The 18,235-nt window shown below is 71.2% G+C and carries 16 protein-coding genes; 12 read left to right on the top strand and 4 right to left on the bottom strand.

Annotated features, from left to right (window positions below; all coding sequences use genetic code 11):
* Positions 1-343: 343 nt before the first annotated feature.
* From AC3IF3_RS00260 to AC3IF3_RS00230, 7 genes are all read left to right on the top strand, one after another.
* Positions 344-1,369 (top strand): cyclase family protein, encoded by a 1,026-nt coding sequence (locus AC3IF3_RS00260; RefSeq protein WP_489226650.1) that lies wholly within the window; start codon positions 344-346, stop codon positions 1,367-1,369.
* Positions 1,370-1,729: 360 nt separating this feature from the next.
* Positions 1,730-2,680 carry a 3-hydroxyacyl-CoA dehydrogenase family protein gene (locus AC3IF3_RS00255; protein WP_489226649.1) on the top strand — a complete coding sequence of 317 codons (951 nt, stop codon included), beginning with the start codon at positions 1,730-1,732 and terminating at the stop codon, positions 2,678-2,680.
* Positions 2,677-3,435, top strand: a complete 759-nt coding sequence (locus tag AC3IF3_RS00250; protein WP_489226648.1) for an SDR family NAD(P)-dependent oxidoreductase — start codon at positions 2,677-2,679, stop codon at positions 3,433-3,435. Before AC3IF3_RS00255 ends, AC3IF3_RS00250 begins: the two co-directional genes overlap by 4 nt.
* A 17-nt stretch (positions 3,436-3,452) precedes the next feature.
* Entirely contained in the window at positions 3,453-4,337 is an 885-nt protein-coding gene (locus AC3IF3_RS00245; protein ID WP_489226646.1) for a beta-keto acid cleavage family enzyme, read from the top strand.
* A 370-nt stretch (positions 4,338-4,707) separates the two neighbouring features.
* Positions 4,708-5,025, top strand: coding sequence for a hypothetical protein (locus AC3IF3_RS00240; RefSeq protein WP_489226645.1), 318 nt, complete (start codon positions 4,708-4,710; stop codon positions 5,023-5,025).
* A 363-nt stretch (positions 5,026-5,388) separates the two neighbouring features.
* Positions 5,389-5,751 (top strand): hypothetical protein, encoded by a 363-nt coding sequence (locus AC3IF3_RS00235; RefSeq protein ID WP_243964810.1) that lies wholly within the window; start codon positions 5,389-5,391, stop codon positions 5,749-5,751.
* A gap of 312 nt (positions 5,752-6,063) precedes the next feature.
* A complete protein-coding gene (locus tag AC3IF3_RS00230; RefSeq protein WP_489226643.1) occupies positions 6,064-7,293 on the top strand; it encodes an ABC transporter substrate-binding protein in 1,230 nt (409 codons plus the stop codon).
* A 162-nt stretch (positions 7,294-7,455) separates the two neighbouring features.
* On the opposite strand, the gene AC3IF3_RS00225 is transcribed toward AC3IF3_RS00230, so the two are convergent.
* Entirely contained in the window at positions 7,456-8,325 is an 870-nt protein-coding gene (locus AC3IF3_RS00225) for an aldo/keto reductase family oxidoreductase (RefSeq protein ID WP_489226641.1), read from the bottom strand.
* Between the two features lie 92 nt (positions 8,326-8,417).
* Between AC3IF3_RS00225 and AC3IF3_RS00220 the strand changes: the two genes are divergently transcribed.
* Positions 8,418-9,347 carry a LysR family transcriptional regulator gene (locus tag AC3IF3_RS00220; protein WP_489226639.1) on the top strand — a complete coding sequence of 310 codons (930 nt, stop codon included), beginning with the start codon at positions 8,418-8,420 and terminating at the stop codon, positions 9,345-9,347.
* Here the strand turns inward: AC3IF3_RS00220 and AC3IF3_RS00215 are convergent.
* The gene (locus AC3IF3_RS00215) at positions 9,301-11,088 is read right to left on the bottom strand and encodes a methanol/ethanol family PQQ-dependent dehydrogenase (RefSeq protein WP_489226637.1); all 1,788 of its coding nucleotides are present in this window, start codon (positions 11,086-11,088) and stop codon (positions 9,301-9,303) included. The two genes, AC3IF3_RS00220 and AC3IF3_RS00215, sit on opposite strands and share 47 nt — an antisense overlap.
* 32 nt (positions 11,089-11,120) lie before the next feature.
* Positions 11,121-11,717: an LOG family protein gene (locus AC3IF3_RS00210; protein WP_243964815.1), complete on the bottom strand. Its 597-nt coding sequence runs from the start codon at positions 11,715-11,717 to the stop codon at positions 11,121-11,123.
* 210 nt (positions 11,718-11,927) lie between these two features.
* Here AC3IF3_RS00210 and AC3IF3_RS00205 point away from each other — a divergent pair, with 210 nt between their 5' ends.
* Positions 11,928-13,265 (top strand): LysM peptidoglycan-binding domain-containing protein, encoded by a 1,338-nt coding sequence (locus AC3IF3_RS00205; protein ID WP_489226635.1) that lies wholly within the window; start codon positions 11,928-11,930, stop codon positions 13,263-13,265.
* 6 nt (positions 13,266-13,271) lie between these two features.
* Here AC3IF3_RS00205 and AC3IF3_RS00200 read toward each other — a convergent pair whose 3' ends face one another.
* Positions 13,272-14,606 carry an aminotransferase-like domain-containing protein gene (locus AC3IF3_RS00200; RefSeq protein ID WP_489226633.1) on the bottom strand — a complete coding sequence of 445 codons (1,335 nt, stop codon included), beginning with the start codon at positions 14,604-14,606 and terminating at the stop codon, positions 13,272-13,274.
* A gap of 104 nt (positions 14,607-14,710) precedes the next feature.
* Between AC3IF3_RS00200 and AC3IF3_RS00195 the strand changes: the two genes are divergently transcribed.
* From AC3IF3_RS00195 to AC3IF3_RS00185, 3 genes are all read left to right on the top strand, one after another.
* Entirely contained in the window at positions 14,711-14,905 is a 195-nt protein-coding gene (locus AC3IF3_RS00195) for a DUF1127 domain-containing protein (protein ID WP_489226631.1), read from the top strand.
* A gap of 88 nt (positions 14,906-14,993) precedes the next feature.
* Positions 14,994-16,928: an ABCB family ABC transporter ATP-binding protein/permease gene (locus tag AC3IF3_RS00190; protein WP_489226629.1), complete on the top strand. Its 1,935-nt coding sequence runs from the start codon at positions 14,994-14,996 to the stop codon at positions 16,926-16,928.
* Between the two features lie 728 nt (positions 16,929-17,656).
* Positions 17,657-18,232, top strand: a complete 576-nt coding sequence (locus AC3IF3_RS00185) for a helix-turn-helix transcriptional regulator (RefSeq protein WP_489226628.1) — start codon at positions 17,657-17,659, stop codon at positions 18,230-18,232.
* Positions 18,233-18,235: the final 3 nt, after the last annotated feature.

Below are 18,235 nucleotides of genomic sequence, written 5' to 3'. Positions count from 1 at the left end.
GGCGCCCGCATTTTTTATTCGCGGGCTTGGGTCGACTGTAGCCGGCGCCCGACGGATCACAAGGGCCGGTCGGCGCGGGACGGGTGACGTTTCCCCCGAGTCGTTCGCGCCGCGTCGGCGGCGCCGCTGCGGCGGGGGTTTCACGAGGGGGTTTCACGAGGGCCGCCCTGTCCGCCCGCGGGGCTTCCGAGTCCGGCCCTCCCGGCCTAGGTTCGTGCCCGGCCCGACGCGAAGCGGGACCGACGGCCTCGAAGAAGGGCGACGGACAGGTGAGGAACGCACGCTTGGCCGCGCCCGGGACCGTCCCGCGCCGCGGCGCCCGGCCCTGCCGGGGACGACGCCCATGAGTCTGCGCTGGACCCGCCGGCCCGAGGGCTCGACCTGGGGCGATTTCGGCCCCGATGACGAGCGCGGGCGCCTGAACCTGCTCACCCCCGAGAAGGTGCTGCAGGGCGTCGCCGAGGTGCGGGAGGGCCTGACCTTCTGCCTCAGCCTGCCGCTGGACCTGCCGGGCGGCAACGTCCTGAACCCGCGCCGGCACCCACCGCAGATCACCCCGACCCGGCGCGCCAACGGCCGGCCGAACATGAACTTCCCGGTCTGCGAGGAGGTCGAGGGCGCCACCGACGTGATCTGCGACGACCGGGCGCTCATCCACCTGCAATACTCGACGCAGTGGGATTCGCTCGCCCATGTCGGGTCGCTGTTCGACGCGGACGGCACCGGCGCGGGCCCGACCTTCTACAACGGCTTCCGCGGCGGCCGCGACATCGTCGGGCCGGAGCGCGCCGAGGCGGCGGACCAGCCGTCGCGGGCGAAGCACCTCGGGATCGAGCGCCTCGCCGAGGCCGGCATGCAGGGCCGGGCGGTGATGATCGACCTGCGCGCCCATCTGGGCGACGCCAAGACCAAGGTCGGCTACGCCCAGCTCGCCCGGATCCTGGAGGCCGACGGCGTCGTGGTCGAGCCCGGCGACATGGTCTGCCTGCACACGGGCTTCGCCGAGCGGCTGATCGCCATGGGCGGCAATCCGGACCCGAAACTGGTCCACACCCTCTGCGCCGGGCTCGACGGGCGGGACCCGGCGCTCCTCAACTGGATCACCCGCACCGGGCTGTGCGCGCTGATCGCCGACAACTACGCGGTCGAGGCCTATCCGGCCGGGCCCGGACCCGCCTGCTGCGCGACGCTGCCGCTCCACGAGCACTGCCTGTTCAAGCTCGGGGTCAATCTCGGCGAGCTCTGGCACCTGACGCCGCTGGCCGACTGGCTGCGCGCGCACGGCCGCAACCGGTTCCTGCTGACGGCCCCGCCGCTGCGCCTGCCCGGCGCGGTCGGCTCGCCGACGACGCCGATCGCGACGGTGTGAGGGAAGAATGGAAGCTCTTGCGTCGAAGGCCATGAACGCACGGTCGCAAACGCGTCTCCCTCCCCCCTCTGCGGGGGAGGGTAGCCCCTGCGTCAGCAGGGGTCGGGTCGGGACGAAGTCCCGCAAGGGGGGAACCCGGGTTCAGAAAAGGGCGCGACTGGCCGGACGGATACAGCCTTATTCTGCAGCGTCGCTCCCCTCTCCCGACCCCCTTCGGGGGCCACCCTCCCCCGCAGAGGGGGGAGGGAGGGCGCGTGCCGGGACAGGTCCGATAAGCTTTCGACGTAACCGATCACGCGAGCGCCGCGCTGTCAGTCGGCCCGCGACCCGGATCGACATTCCACAGAGAAGGCCCGCCGCATGACCGAGATCGCGATCGTCGGGGGCGGCCTGATGGGGCACGGCATCGCCCTGGTGCTGGCGCTCCACGGGCATGCCGTGCGGATCACCGACACGCAGTCCGAGACCCGCGCGCGGGTGCCCGCCCTCATGGCCTCCGCTCTCGCGACCCTGCAGGAGGCGGGCGCCGCCCCGGAGGGCTGGGATGCCGACAGGCTGGCACGCACCGTCCGGGTCGAGGCGGAACTCGAACCCGCGGTGGCGGGCGCCGGCCTCGTGATCGAGGCGATCACCGAGAACCCGGAGGCCAAGCGTGCGCTGTTCACCGAGCTCGACCGGCTCTGCCCGGCGGACACGATCCTCGCCAGCAACACCAGCTACCTCGACGTCTTCCCGCTGATCCCGGAAGACCGGCAGGGGCGGGCGCTGATCCTGCACTGGTACACGCCGCCCTACATCGTCGACCTCGTCGACGTGGTGCCCGGCCCCGGCACCGACCCGGCGGTCGTCGCCGCGATGGCCGATCTGGTGCGCGAGCTGGGCCAGGTCCCGATCGTGCTGAAGCGCTTCATCCCCGGCTACGTCGCCAACCGGATCCAGCAGGCGATCAGCGCCGAGGTCTTCCGGCTCCTCGACGAGGGCGTCGCCGCGCCGAGGGACATCGACGACGCGATCATCCATGGCCTCAGCCTGCGCATCCCGATCCTCGGCCACCTCGCCAAGGCGGACTTCACCGGGCTGGAGCTGACCCAGCGGGCGCTCGCCAACGCCAGCTACGCGCCGCCGCCGCCGCGCACCCGCTCGGAGACCCTGGACGCCCTCTGCGCCGAAGGCCGGACCGGGGTGATGGCGGGGCGCGGCTATTTCGACTGGGGCGGCCGCCCTCCGGAAGAGCTGTTCCGCGAGCGCGACCGCAAGCTCCTGGCGCTCAAAGCCGCGATGGCCGGGATCGGCCGGATGGAGGGAACATGATCGGGGCGGATCTTTCGGGCCGGCGCGTCCTCGTCACCGGGGCGTCGTCGGGCATCGGGCTCGCAACGGTGGCGCACTTCGCGCGCAACGGCGCGACGGTCGCGCTGAACCACCTGCCCGACGATCCCCGCGGCCCCGCCGAGGCCGCCCGGCTGGCGGGGGAGGGGCTTTCGGTGATCGCCCTGCCCGGGGACGTCTCAGCGCCGGGCGCGGCCGAGGCGATGGTGGCGGACGGCATCGACAGGCTCGGCGGCCTCGACGTGCTGGTCAACAACGCCGGCACGGCGGGCACCACCACGCCCATCGCCTTCGAGGACCTCGACGCGATGACCGAAGACTTCTGGCAGACCATCCTGGCGACCAACCTGCTCGGGCCGTATCGCTGCGCGCGGGCGGCGGCGGCGGCCCTCAGGAAGAACCGGGGCGCCATCGTCAACACCGCCTCGGTCGCCGGGCTCGGGCGGCGCGGCTCGTCGATCGCCTACTCGGCCAGCAAGGCCGGGCTGATCAACCTCACCCGCAGCCTCGCCCGGGCGCTGGCGCCGGAGGTGCGGGTCAACGCGGTGGCCCCGGGCCTCGTCGCGACGCCCTGGACCGAACCCTGGCCGGAGGCCCGCAAGGCCGCGACGGTGCAGCACACGATGCTCCGCCGCATGGCCCGGCCGGAGGACATCGCCGAGACGATCTTCTTCCTCGCCGCGGGCGCCGCCTACATCACCGGCGAGACGATCACGGTCGACGGCGGGGTGATGTGAGATCCGTGGAGGACAGCATGTCGAGCACCACCGTCATCACCTGCGCCCTCACGGGCTCCTTCGACACGCCGAGAAAAAACCCGGCCGTGCCGGTGAGCCCGGAGGCCATCGCCCGGTCCGCCCTGGAGGCCGCCGACGCGGGGGCCGCGGTGGTCCACATCCACGTCCGCGATCCCGAGACCGGCGCCCCCAGCATGGAGCTCGCTCATTACCGCGCGGTGGTGGAGCGGATCCGCGAGAAGAACGAGGCCGTGATCCTCAACCTGACCACAGGGGCGGGGGGCCGGTTCGTGCCGGGCGATCCCGATCCGGCCCTGGCCGGCCCGGGCACGACCTTCGTGGGCCCGGAGGCCCGCACCCGGCACGTGGCGGCTCTGCAGCCGGAGATCTGCACCCTCGACATCGCCACGATGAATTTCGGCGAGCACCTGTTCCTCAACACCCCGGCCCACCTGCGCGCCATGGCGGCCCAGATCCGGGAGGCGGGCGTGAAGCCGGAGATCGAGGTGTTCGACCTCGGCCAGATCGAGCTGGCCCGGCACCTGATCGCCGAGGGGCATCTGGCGCGCCCAGCCCTGTTCCAGATCTGCCTCGGCATCCCCTGGGGGGCACCGGCCACCCCCGAGGCGCTGGTGGCGATGCGGGCCCGCCTGCCGGAGGACGCGATCTGGTCGGCCTTCGGAATCGGCCGGCAGGAATACCCGATGCTCGCGGTCGCGGCCGGCATGGGCGGCAACGTCCGGGTCGGTCTGGAGGACAACCTGTACCTGTCCCGGGGCCGGCTCGCGCCGAGCAACGCGGCCCTGGTGGAGAAGGCGGTGAGCCTGCTCGCCCATATCGACCGCGAACCGGCCACACCCGATCAAGCCCGGGCGATCTTCGGTCTGGCGCCCCGGGCGTGACGGGTTCGGGCCCTGGATGCAAAGCCGGCTAGCTCCGCGCCGGCCCGACAGCATACCGTCGGCGCGCGCCGGCAAACCTCTCCTGTGAAGCTCCGGGCACGGGTGAGCGGCGGATTGCCTGCGGCGCACTCGAACGACGCGCGCGTCTCGCCGCCCCATAAAGAAGGCATCGCCCGCGTGTACGAGAGGCCCGAGGGGCGGCGGCCATGGCAGCGGGAACGCGTCACGGGTGGGCTGCGGCGGGTGGGGACCGCCGCTCAACTGCCCCTCAATCGATCACGAGACTGCTAGCTGTCGCGACCGTGAGGCACATGGGTCAGCGCATGATGTAAGAACAGTTCTAAAGTTGCTGTGGGCGAACCTCCCTGCCATGATCGATTCGTTCAGCGATCCGAAGGACGTGGCGCTGGCCGCGCTCACCAACATGATCCGGCTGATGGGCGCCGAGTTGGTCGCCGGGCGCCACCGCGACGACCTCGGCCTCTTCATGCGGGCCGTGCAGGACAGGCTCGCCGCCAGTCCAACGCCAGCCTGCTCCCCCGACGTCGCCGAAGCCGGCCTCCAAGTGGCGGCGCGCTGCATCGAGCAGGCGCTCGTTCAGGTCCGGGCTCAGGCGCAGGCTGCTCGGGCGGGCGATCCTGGGACGGGCGATCCTGAGCAGGATGGCGCGGCGCCGATCCTGCACTGATCTCACCCACCCGGTAACCGATCACCCGCAGGGGTGAGGGGACGCAATCGTAGGGTGTGGCACCGGTACCCTAGGCAAGCGGCACAGTCTCTGCGTAGTCTGACCCTCGGACGCGGAGAGATGCCGTGCGACCCCATGCTGTCTGCGCGATCATCGTAGCTCTGGCGCTCGGCGGCTGCCTCGGCCCGCAATCGAACCCCGTCGTTACCGGCAGCTTGCGGTCAACCGCGGGGGCGGGCGGGATCGGGAGCCGATCGGACGAACCGGTGCGCGCCTTGGCCGACGCGGTCACCGCGTGCCTGGACCGTGGAATACCGGCGCAGAGCCCGGCCTTCCGGCGTTGCGTGACCGAGGCGCAGCGGAATGCGGTTCCGCGCGCAGACGCGACGGAACGGGTCACAGCGCTTCGGTGAGGCGAGCCGGGCGCTCGTGGATGCGGCCCGGTATGCGGTTCATCGGTATTGCCGCCACGCGCGTACGTCCCATGTCCAAGCCATGGACAGTGCCTTTCAGATCGTCGCGATCACGGATCGACCGGGCGCCAACGGTGAGCCGGAGGCGCAGGTCTTCGCGGCGCGAGCCCGGACGGCGGACGAGGCGCTCGCGCTGGCGCGAGAACAGCTGAGTCCCGCGTGGACGATCAGCGTCACGCCCGGCTTCCTGTACGCGCCCGTGGTGGTCGAAGGGCATGGCATCGGCGAGAACGAGATCACCCGGATGTGGTGAGAACCGCCGCGCCGGCCCTCCTGTGGCCGAACACCCCCGCACCCTGCCGCGGGGCGCAGGCGCCGGTCACGCGTCAACGCGCACGTCGAATCGCCCTGTCGACCGAGCGGATCACCGGTTCCAGTCCGATCGGCCGGGACCAAACACGCGCGATTCCGGGGGTGGAGCGGCGGTCATCAGACCGGCCACTGACGGATCGACCGCATCCTCACCCGCTGCAGTATCCGGTCCAAGCGCTCGCGGATAAGCTGCCTGCGGGCGAGTCCCGAGCGGCGAACAACGCCGCCGGGTGTGACATCCAGGGAGAGAGACATGACGGTCCGCCACCGCGTCGCGGGACTGCTGGGACTCGTGTGCGCGCTCGGCGCCGGCGCTGCGCCGGCGGCCGAACTCGTGCCGGTGAAGATCGGCGTCCTGAACGACCGCTCGGGGGTCTATTTCGACTCCACCGGCGAGGGCTCGGTGGTGGCCGCCCGCATGGCGGTCGAGGACTTCAAGCCGGAGACCCAGGGCCTGAAGGTCGAGGTCGTGGCCGCCGACCATCAGAACAAGCCCGATGTCGGCGCCTCGATCACCCGGCAATGGTACGACCGCGACGGCGTCGACGCGGTGTTCGACGTGCCGACCTCCTCGGTGGCGCTCGCCATCGCGCAGATCACCAAGGAGAAAAACAAGGCCTTCATCAACTCGGGCGGCGGCACCGCCGACCTGACCGGACCGGCCTGCACGCCGAACACCGTGCACTGGACCTACGACACCGCGGCGCTGGCCAACGGCACCGGCAAGGCGATGCTCAAGCGCGGCGGCAAGACCTGGTACTTCATCACCGCCGATTACGCCTTCGGCCTCGCCCTGGAGCGCGACACCAAGGCGGTGGTGCAGGCGAACGGCGGCACGGTCGTGGGCGGCGTGCGCACGCCCTTCCCGAACCCGGACTTCTCCTCGTTCCTGCTCCAGGCTCAAGGATCCGGCGCCCAGGTGATCGGGCTGGCCGATGCCGGGCTCGACGCCGCCAACGCCATCAAGCAGGCGCACGAGTTCGGCGTTCGCCAGGGCGGCCAGAAACTCGCCGCCCTGCTGATCGCCATCACCGACATCCATTCGCTCGGCCTGGAGGTGGCCCAGGGGCTGGACTTCACCGCCTCGTTCTACTGGGACCTCAACGACGGCACCCGCGCCTTCGCGGAGCGGTTCGAGAAACGGATGCCCGGCAAGAAGCCGACCTCCTATCAGGCCGGCGTCTACGCCAGCACGCTGCACTACCTGAAGGCGGTGGCGGCCCTGCACTCGGCCAAGGACGGCGCCGCCGTGGTCGCCAAGATGAAGGCGATCCCCACCGACGACCCGCTGTTCGGCCAGGGCACGATCCGGCCGGACGGGCGCAAGATCCACCCGATGTACCTGTTCGAGGCCAAGACGCCCGCCGAGTCGAAGGGCGAGTGGGACCTCTACAAGGTGCTGGAGACGATCCCGGCCGAGCAGGCGTTCCGGCCGATGAGCGAGGGCGGGTGCCCGATGCTGGCCACCCGCGCGGCGCAGTAAGGATCGCCTTCCCACCAGCGCCGCATACTCTCATCCCCCTAGCGGGGAGGAGCCGGAGGTGGTGGTCGTGCAGGATCCAGCGTGACGGTGCCGTCTGCACCACCCCCACCCCTAACCCCTCCCCGCAAGGGGGCGGGGAAAGCACCGGTCAGAGCCTCAGCCTCAGGCCGCCCCGATCCGATCCAGCGCCGCCAGCGCCTCCTCCGGCAGGCGAAGCTCCGCCGCCGCGAGGTTCTCGCGCAGGTGGCCGAGGGCGGACGTCCCCGGGATCAGCAGGATGTTGGGCGCCCGGCGCAGCAGCCACGCCAGCGCCACCTGCATCGGCGTCGCCCCGAGCCTGGCCGCCACCGCCGACAGGGTGTCCGACTGGAGCGGGCTGAATCCGCCCAGCGGGAAGAACGGCACGTAGGCGATGCCGGACGCGGCGAGGTCGTCGATGAACGCGTCGTCGCCCCGGTGGGCGAGGTTGTACTGGTTCTGCACGCAGGCGATCTCGGTGATCCGGCGCCCCTCGGCGACCTGCCGGGGCGTGGCGTTGCTCAGGCCGATCCGGCGGATCAGGCCCTGCCGTTGCAGATCCGCCAGCACTGTCAGCGGCGCCTCGATCGGACCCTCCGCGGGGCCGTGGGCGTCGAACATCAACCGCAGGTTAACCACGTCGAGGGCGTCCACGCCGAGGTTACGCAGGTTGTCGTGGATCGCCCGGGTCAGCTCCTCGGCCGAGAAGGCCGGGTTCCACGAGGCATCGGGCCCGCGCCGGGCGCCGACCTTGGTGACGATCACGAGCCCGTCCGGATAGGGGTGGAGCGCCTCGCGGATGATCTGGTTGGTGACGTGCGGTCCGTAGAAGTCGCTGGTGTCGATATGGTCGACGCCCCGCGCCACGGCCTCGCGCAACACCGCGACCGCGGCGGCCCGGTCCTTCGGCGGTCCGAACACGCCGGGCCCGGCGAGCTGCATGGCCCCGTATCCGAGGCGCCTCACGGTGCGGTCGCCGATCTGGAACGTGCCGGCCTGCGCGATGTCGGTCATGGCGAATCTCCTGTTGGCGCCTTGGATGTAGCCGGCCTGGATCGATGGCATAACCGGGGACAATCGGGACGGGCTGTTCGGAATTTCGAACGATGACGACGGATCTGGCTGACCTGACCGCCTTCGTGCGCGTGGCGCGGGCGGGGGGCTTTCGCGAGGGCGCCCGCGCCGGGGGCGGCAGCGCGTCGGGGCTCAGCGAGGCGGTGCGCCGGCTCGAGGCGGGACTCGGCGTGCGCCTCCTGAACCGGACCACCCGCAGCGTCGCCCCCACGGAGGCCGGCGCGCGCCTGCTCGAACGGCTCGGCCCGGCGCTCGCGGAGGTGGACTCCGCCCTCGACGTGGTGAACGGGTTCCGCGACCGGCCGGCCGGGACGCTGCGGCTGAACGTGCCGCTGAGCGCGGCCCGGCTGGTCCTGCCGGCGCTCGTGCCGGCCTTCCTGGCGGCCTATCCCGAGATCCGCCTGGAGGTGGTCGCCGAGGACGGGTTCGTGGACGTGCTGGCGGCGGGCTGCGATGCCGGCATCCGCTACGATGAGCGGCTGGAGCAGGACATGATCGCGGTGCCGATCGGGCCGCGGCGGCAGCGTTTCGCCACGGCGGCGGCGCCGGCCTATCTCGACCGGCGCGGCCGGCCGGCGCATCCGCGCGATCTCCTCGCCCATGCCTGCCTGCTCGGCCGGTTCCCGAGCGGCGCCCTGACGGCACCCTGGGAGTTCGAGCGCGACGGCGCCGTCGTCCGCGTGGACCCGTCCGGGCCGCTGATCGTGCGGGTCGGCGCCAGCGACCTCGCCGTGGCGGCGGCCGTCGCGGGGACCGGGATCATCCACCTGTTCGAGGGCTGGCTCCGCCCGCAGCTCGACAGCGGCGCCCTGGAGCCGGTGCTGGAACCCTGGTGGCAGGAATTTTCCGGCCCGTTCCTCTACTATCCGGGGCGGCGGCACCTGCCGGCGCCGCTGCGCGCCTTCGTGGACTTCGTCACCGCGCGGCCGGCGGCCCCGGATCCGGCAATTCGAACACCGTGAGCTGCCCGCCCGGGGCCGTGTACTGCGACAGGGCCGCGTAGCCGCCCACCGCCCCCGATCCGTCTGCGGGATCGGTGAGCCCGGCCGCGAGCCCGATCCCGGCCCAGCCGCCGATACCGGAGAGCACCGCCACGTATTGCCGGCCGCCATGCAGGTAGGTGGTGACGTTGCCCACGATCCCGGACGGCGTCTTGAACCGGTAGAGTTCGCGCCCGTCCCGGGCGTCGACCGCCTTCAGGTAGCCTTCCAGCGTGCCGTAGAACACGAGGTTGCCCGCGGTGGCGAGGGCCCCCGACCAGACCGAGAAGGGCTCCGGGATCGACCACGCGATCGTCCCCCGGGCGCCGTCCCAGGCGATGAAGGCGCCGGTCCGGTCGGTGCCCTCCGGCGGATGCAGGGTCAGGGTCGCGCCGACATAGGGCTGGCCCGGCGTGTAGGTGACCCGGAACGCCTCGTAATCCATGCACATGTGGTTGGTCGGCACGTAGAACAGCCGCGTCAGCGGAGAGTAGGCCGCAGGCTGCTGGTTCTTGGCGCCGAGTGCCCCGGGGCAGATGTTCTTGGTGACCTCCTCCTCGTCGGCCTCGCCGGGGGCGTAGCGTTTGTCGACGACCGGCCGGCCATAGGACGGGGCGGCGGGATCCATCTCGATCCGGCTGGCCCAGTTGACGCTCGGGTCGAATTTTTCCGCCACCAGGAGCTCCCCGGTGGCGCGGTCCAGGGTGTAGCCGAAGCCGTTCCGGTCGAAATGGGTCAGCACCCTGCGCGGGCGCCCGCCGATCGCCTGCTCGGTGAGGATCATCTCGTTGACGCCGTCGTAGTCCCACTGGTCGTGGGGCGTCATCTGGTAGACCCAGCGGGCCATTCCGGTATCGGCGTCGCGGGCGATGATCGCCATGGACCACCGGTTGTCGCCCATGCGCTGCGCCGGGTTCCAGGTCGCGGGATTGCCGGTGCCGTAATAGACGAGGTTCAGATCCGGGTCGTAGGAGAACCAGCCCCAGCTGCAGGCGCCGCCGATCCGCCACTGGTCGCCCTCCCAGCTCTTCAGGGAAGAATCCCGGCCGATCGGGCGCCCGAGTTCCTTGGTCTTGTCCGGATCGACCAGCATGTCGGCATCCGGCCCGGTGGCGTAGGCGCGCCAGAGACGCTTGCCGGTCGCCTGGTCGTACGCGGTGACGTGGCAGCGGGCGCCGTACTCGCCGCCGGCGAGCCCGACGATGAGCTTGCCGTCGACCGGCAGGACCGTGGCGGTGTTGGTCTCGCCCCGGGCGGGATCGCCGTTCTTCACCGACCACAGCACCCGGCCGGTCTCCGGATCGAGGGCGACCACGGTGGTGTCGGCCTGCTGCAGGAACAGGCGCCCGTCCGCGTAGGCGAGCCCGCGGGAGACTGTGTCGCAGCACATCACGGCGATCACCCCCGCATCCTGCCGGGGGGCGTAGCGCCACAGGATTTTTCCGTCGTGATCGAGATCGAGGGCGTAGACCGTGTTGGGAAACGGCGTGTGCACGACCATCACGTGCCCGATCACGATCGGCGCGCCTTCGTGCCCGCGCAGGACCCCGGTGGAGAAGGTCCAGGCGACCTTGAGGCGGCCGACATTGCCGGCGTCGATCCGGTCGAGGTCGGAATAGCGGGTGTTGGCGTAGTCGAGGGTCTGGAGGACGGGCGCGTCGGCAGCCGCCGCGGCGCCGGCGAGGCAGGCGAGCGGCAGGGCCGCGACGATCGAAGCGCGCATCCCGAACGTCCTTTCGTCTCGCGCGACCCGCCTCACATCCGCTGCTGCACGATGTCCTCGGCTTGCGGGTCGGGCTGATGCCCGGTCTCCCGGAGCATCGGCACCACTTCGGCCGCCTCGCGGGTGACGAGGTAGCTGAGATCGAGCCCCTCGCGGATGAAGCCGTGGCCGCGCATGTGCTCGAACAGGGCGAGCAGCGGCGCCCAGAACTCGGCCACCGAGACCAGCACCACGGGCTTGCGGTGCCGCCCGAGCTGGGCCCAGGTCAGCTGTTCGACCAATTCCTCCAGGGTGCCGATGCCGCCCGGCAGGGTCACGAAGGCGTCCGAGCGCTCGAACATCAGGCGCTTGCGGGTGTGCATGTCGGGCACCACCACGGTCTCCTGCACCTCCGCCAGCATGTGCTCGCGCGCCTGGAGGAAGTCCGGGATGATGCCGGTGACGTGGCCGCCGGCGGCCAAAGCCGCCCGGGCCACCGTGCCCATCAGGCCGACATCGCCGCCGCCATAGACCAGGCGCATCCCGGCCCGCGCGAGGGCGGTCCCGAGCACCTCCGCGGCCGCGCGGAAGGCGGGGTCCCGGCCGAAACCGGAGCCGCAATAGACACAGACTGTCCTCACCGGGGCCATCCGGCGCCCTCCTCGCGCGTCCGTTTGCGAGCCGTCAGAGAGAGCCCCGCGTCCGGCGCTCCACGCGCCAAACTGCTGAAGTCGCGCGGGATTCACCCGCCTGGGCGGCGGGACGGCTTGGTGTCGGCCCCATGTACGGTATTATGGGCGGCCCCGTCGACGGTTTTTCCGGCACGGCGGGTCAGGATCGAGGGGGGCTGAGGGTTGTCGATGTCGGGACAGGTGCGGCGCAGTCTCGTCCTGGCGCTCGCCGGCCTTATCGGCGGTCTCGCCCTCGTGCTGGCCCTGTTCGGCGGCGAATCCCTGCGGTCGCTGACCGGCCGGCCGGCGGCGGAGCCCCCCGCCAAATCCGCACCGGAGAGCGGCGCGCGGAGCCTCGCCGATCCCGGCACCCTGGCGCGGCGCACGGACCCGCCGATCGATTTCCGCGATGACGCGCCGGGCCCCGCCGGGGCCGGGAATCCGGCGGCCGGGGCCGCCGAGACGCCGCGCTTCGACATCGTCCGGGTCGAGCCGAACGGCGATACCGTGGTGGCCGGGCGGGGTGCGCCGCACGCCGTCGTCGAGATGCTGGTCGACGGCAAGCCGGTGGCCACGGCGACCGCCGACGCGAGCGGGCAATTCGCGATCGTGCCGCCGGCCCTGCCCGCCGGGCCCAGCGAGATCCGCCTGCGCATGACCGGCCGGGACGGGCGCGCGGCCAGTTCGGAGCAGAGTGTGGCCGTGCAGGTCGCCCCGGGCCGCGACCGCCAGCCGCTCGTCGCCCTGACCGCCCCGGACGCGGCGACCGTCGTCCTGTCGCAGCCCGGCGCGCCCGGCCCCGGCGCCCGGATCGCCGACGCCGCACCGTCCGGCGGCCTCGCTTCGGGCGGCCCCGGGGCGGGGCCGGCGACCCGGATCGTGAGCGTCGACGTGCAGGGAAACGGCCGGCTGTTCGTCACGGCGACCGGCGCGCCCGGCGCGACCCTGCGGCTCTACCTCAACGACACGCTGATCGCGCCGGGCCGGATCGGTCCGGACGGCCGGGCGAGCTTCACCATCGGGCGCGGGGTCAAGCCGGGCCAGTACCAGGTGCGGATCGACCGGATCGACCCGGCCACCGGCAAGGTCGACACGCGCGCCGAGGTCCCGCTGACGGTGCCGGAGCCGGCGCAGGTCGCCGCCCGCGGCGCGGCCCGGGCGGACGGGCAGGGTGGCGGCAAGGGCGATGGAAAGGGCCGTGCGCAGGGTACGGCGCAGGCGACGGGCAAAGCCGGGCCGGACCGGACCGGGTCGGCCGCGCCCGCCGCGGCGGCGCCCGCCCTGCCGGAGACGCGGACCCTGGCGGCGGAGGCGGGGGGCGAGGCCGCGTCCGGAGCGGTGTACGTGCCGGAGATCAGCACGGCCAAGATCACCCGGGGCGACAACCTCTGGCGGATCAGCCAGCGCACCTACGGCCGCGGCGAGCGCTACACGGTGATCTACGACGCCAACCAGACCCAGATCCGCGATCCCGACCTGATCTATCCGGGCCAGATCTTCGTGCTGCCGACAGACAAGCGCGGGTGAGGCCGCTCACTCGATGACCTGATCGTCGCCCGCGAAGGCGAGGCGGCGCAGGCGGCGCAGGGCCTGATCGAGGTCCTGGCGCGACGGCGCCGCCAGGGCGAGGCGGACGGCGTTCGGCGCGTGGCCGGGATGGACCGCGAAGGCCGAGGCCGGGAGGAGGGCGATGCCCTGGCGGAGGGCCGCCGCCGCGTAGGCCTCCGCCCGCCACGTCTCGGGGAGTTCGAGCCACAGGTGATAGGCGTCGGGCGCGCCGACCACCCGCAAATCCGCGAGCGCCGCCCGCGCGATGACCTGCCGGGCCGCGGCGTCCCGGCGCTTGGCGTCGGCCAGCGCAGCCGCCGAGCCGCCCGCCATCCAGTGCATGCCGGCGGCGAGCGACAGGCCGAGCGCCGTCCAGGCGCCCTGGTGGACGGAGGCCGCGAGCCGGTCGGTCAGGGGCGGGGGCGCGGCGATCAGGCCGACCGTCAGCGCCGGCATCACCCGCTTCGAGAGGCTGTCCACCAGGATCACCCGGTCCGGCGCGAGGCTGGCGAGGGGCCGCGCGTCGGCGAGGAAGCTGTAGACCGCGTCCTCGATAGCGGTGAGCCCGGTCCGTTCGAGAATGGCAGCGAGGTCGGCCCGCCGCGCCGGCCCCATCGTGGCGCCGAGGGGGTTCTGCAGCGTCGGCTGGATGTAGACGCCGCTCAGGGGCGCGGCCCGGTGCGCCTGGAGGAGGGCGTCCGGACACATCCCCTCCGCGTCCATGGCGACCGGCACCAGGGTGATCCCGAGCCGGGCCGCGATGCCCCGCACCGCCGGATAGGTCAGCGGCTCGCAGCCGATCCGCTCGCCCGGCCCCGCGAGGGCTGCGAGGGCCGCCGCCGCGGCCTGACGGCCGTTGCCGGTGAACAGGATGTCGTCCGCCTCGGGGGCGTAGCCGTCGCGGGCGAGGAACTTGGCCGCGACCGATCGCGCCTGCGGCGTGCCCGCGGGCCCGTACTGGCCGAACCCGATCTCGGCGCCGCCGCGGGCGAGCGCCGCCAGGGTCTCGGCCAGCACGGCCTCCTGCTCGGGCAGCCGCGAATGGGTCCGCTGGAGATCGACGGCCGCCGGCGGCGGCTCCGGCTGGAGCGGCCCGATCCGGCCCGGCTCGGACCGGACATAGGTGCCCCGCCCGACTTCGCCGGTCACGAGGCCGCGGCGGGCCAGTTCCGCGTAGACCCGGCTCGCGGTCGAGACCGCGATGCCCCGCTCGTACGCGAAGTCGCGCTGCGGCGGCAGCCGCGCCCCGGGCCGCAGGCGGCCGGCGGCGATGTCGTCCGCGATGGCGTCGGCGACGGAGCGGAAGTCGATGGCCGGCATCATTGCTCCGAGGTCAATGTTTCGATTGATCCGAGAGATGTATCGGACCAATGCTGCGGCAGCAATCCCGGCCGGACTGCTCTCCCGCCACCGGATCGTCCGCGATGCTCACCTCCACGCTCTCCTCGTCACCCGTCCGCCTCCCCCGCGCGGACCCCGCCTCCCGGGTACGGATCTGGCTGCGCCGAATCCACACCCGGCGGGCCCTCGCTTCCCTCCATCCCGACCAGATCCGGGAGGCCGGCCTCGATCCGTGGCTCCTGCGCGCAGAGATCCGAAAGCCGTTCTGGCGGACGTGAGACGATGCCCTGCGCGCCGTGCGGGTGATCCCGCGCGCCGCCGCGCCTATATGCGGGGCTCACGACATCCCGCCCCGCAGAACCCTTCATGACCGACGACACCGCGCCCCCGGCCGGGCCGAAGCTCCCGGCCGAGCGCCCCGGGCTGATCGCCACCTATCGCCGGCTCTGGCCGCATCTCTGGCCGCACGGCCGGCCCGATCTGCAGCGCCGGGTCTTCCTGGCGTTCGGGCTGCTGCTCGCCGCCAAGCTCGTGACCATGGTGACGCCGTTCACCTTCAAGTGGATCACCGACGCCCTGGTCGCGGCGATCGGGGGCAAGGATGCGCCGGTGCCGACGGGCCTGCTCGCCGCGCCGATGCTGCTGATCGCCCTCTACGGGGTCTCGCGGATCGCCATGTCGGCGCTGACCCAGGTGCGGGACGGGTTGTTCGCCAAGGTGGCGATGCACGCGGTCCGGCGGCTGGCGCTCCAGACCTTCGAGCACATGCACCGCCTGTCCCTGCGCTTCCACCTGGAGCGCAAGACCGGCGGCCTCACCCGGGTGTTGGAGCGCGGCCGCTCGGGCATCGAGGAATTGTCGCGCCTGATGGTGCTGACGCTCGTGCCGACCATCGTCGAGTTCGTGCTGGTGCTGGGCGTGCTCGCCTACGAATTCAGCTGGACCTACGCGGCGACCGCCTTCGCGACGGTCGCGGCCTATCTGGCCTTCACCTACAAGGCGACGGAGTGGCGGATCGCCATCCGCCGCCGGATGAATTCCTCCGACACCGACGCCAACACGAAGGCGGTCGATTCGCTGCTCAATTATGAAACCGTCAAATATTTCGGCGCGGAGGCCCGCGAGGCGGCCCGTTACGACGTGTCGATGGCCAAGTACGAAAAGGCCTCGACGCAGACCTACGTGTCGCTCGCCGTGCTCAATGCCGGGCAGGCGGTGATCTTCACCCTCGGGATGACCGCGGTGATGTGGCTCGCGGCGCGCGACATCCTGGCGGGGCGCACCACGATCGGCGGCTTCGTGCTCGCCAACACCATGCTGGTGCAGCTCTCGATGCCCCTGAACTTCATGGGCATGATCTATCGGGAGATCAAACAGGCGCTGATCGACATCGACGACATGTTCCGCATCCTCGGGCAGAATCCCGAGATCGCCGACCGGCCGGGCGCCGTGCCCTTGCGGGTCGCGGGCGGGGCGGTGCGGTTCGAGGATGTCCGCTTCGCCTACACCCCGGAGCGGCCGATCCTGCGCGGCGTCTCCTTCGCGATTCCCGCGGGCCAGACGGTGGCGGTGGTCGGCCCCTCGGGGGCCGGCAAGTCGACGCTGTCGCGGCTGCTGTTCCGGTTTTACGAGCCTCAGGGCGGCCGGATCAGCATCGACGGTCAGGACATCGCCGCGGTGACGCAGGACTCCTTACGCGCCGCGATCGGCATGGTCCCGCAGGACACGGTGCTGTTCAACGACACGATCGGCTACAACATCCGCTACGGCCGGGCCGACGCCAGCGACGCGGACTTGCGCGAGGCGGCGCAGTTCGCCCAGATCGACCGCTTCGTCTCGGGTCTGCCGGAAGGCTACGACACCCCGGTGGGAGAACGCGGCCTGAAGCTGTCGGGTGGCGAGAAGCAGCGGGTCGCCATCGCCCGCACGATCCTGAAGGCGCCGCCGATCCTGGTCCTCGACGAGGCGACCTCGGCGCTCGACTCGTTCACCGAGGCCGAGATCCAGGCGGCCCTGGACCGGGTCAGCCGCGGCCGCACCACCCTGGTGATCGCCCACCGGCTGTCCACGGTGGTCAACGCCGACGCGATCCTGGTGCTCGACCACGGCCGTATCGTCGAGCGCGGCACCCATGCCGAGCTCTTGGAGGCGGGGGGCGTCTACGCGGCCCTCTGGGACCGCCAGCGGGAGGCCGACGCGGCGATCGAGGTGCTGCAACGGGCCGAGTCGCCGGTGGTCCCTGTCCGCACCGAGCGCGCCTCCGAGCGGCGCGTGGAGACGCAGGCCGAGCCGGCGGAGTAGGCGACCGGGCCGCGTCCGGGACATCGACCTTCGTCGCGCCCGCCCGCGAAAGGCGACGGCGATCGTCCCCGACGCAGCGCTCCGCGGAGGATGAGACTTCGTGATGCTGCGTCGCAACATTGGATGGCACACTGATCCTCAGTGACACCCGACTTGCAGTTCCGGCTCATCTCGATATAATGCATAAACAACAAAGCTATGCATATCAGAAATTTTGAGACCGCACTGGGCTCAATAAATGGACCGACTGATCGACATTCATCGTCACGTCGATCGCCGAAAGTGCCGCTCCGCCGAAAGCGAATTCATCGGATTCGGGGTAAGGTGGGAGGAACCATTTTGAAGAGCGCGCCGAGCCCGTCCGGATCTGGACATCAGCGGTCTTCATCGACGATAATTTGGCAAAACATATTGTAGGCCTGGAAGAGGCGACTATATAGGGCCTCCCATAATCGTTCTGGCATTCTGTACGCGTATGCCTGGTATGATTATGTAATATGCCGAGTAATCCCGTCACCGAAGCTTGGAGCTGCGAAATATGCTCATGAGGGATGACGCTTTATTTCGCACCATTCATGGACAGACGAATAAATATCGGCGCAACTCTATCGAAGAGATTGAATATATTCCCCCGGGCGAGCCAACTCGTTGGCCGCTATCAGGTCACGATAGCCTGACGACGACGTATCTTGCGTCTTGAAGACTGACGCATGAGCAGTCAGGAAACGATGCTGGTCGGCGCGCCATTGCTGCAGGTCTTCGGACGCCTGGGTTGCGGTGGCCTCATCCTGTCGACCCAGGGTCATGTTCTTGCCGCCAACGTCGAAGCGCAGCGCATCCTGCAGGATGTGATCGGATACGCGGACGCGGGGCCGGATCTGCTCGACGGGAGCGGACGCGACACGATCAAGCAGCTTCTCGCCCGCTCCAAGGCGCGGGTCCAGCTCGACGGCGAGAACTGGATCTTGACCATGCGCGAGGGCAAGCGTCCGCTCATCATGAGCGCGATCCTCGTGCCGGTCCTCGGCGAAGAGATGTCCCACACCGTGCTGCTCCTGATCGACCTGGAGCAGGCGCCACGCCCGCACACGGCCGCGCTGGAACGCGTCTTCAGCTTGACCGCCGCGGAAGCGCGGCTGGCCGCGCTCCTGGCCAGCGGCGCCACGGTCAACGAGGCGGCCACGACGCACAACGTCAGCGTGGCGACCATCCGCACGCAATTGGCCGCGATCTTCGCCAAGACGCGCACGAATCGGCAGGCGGAGTTGGTGATGTTGATCTCGCGCCTCTCGGCGCTCGTCTGACGG

Source organism: Methylobacterium sp. J-118 (assembly GCF_057836565.1).
This window is presented reverse-complemented; position numbering and strand designations above follow the sequence as displayed.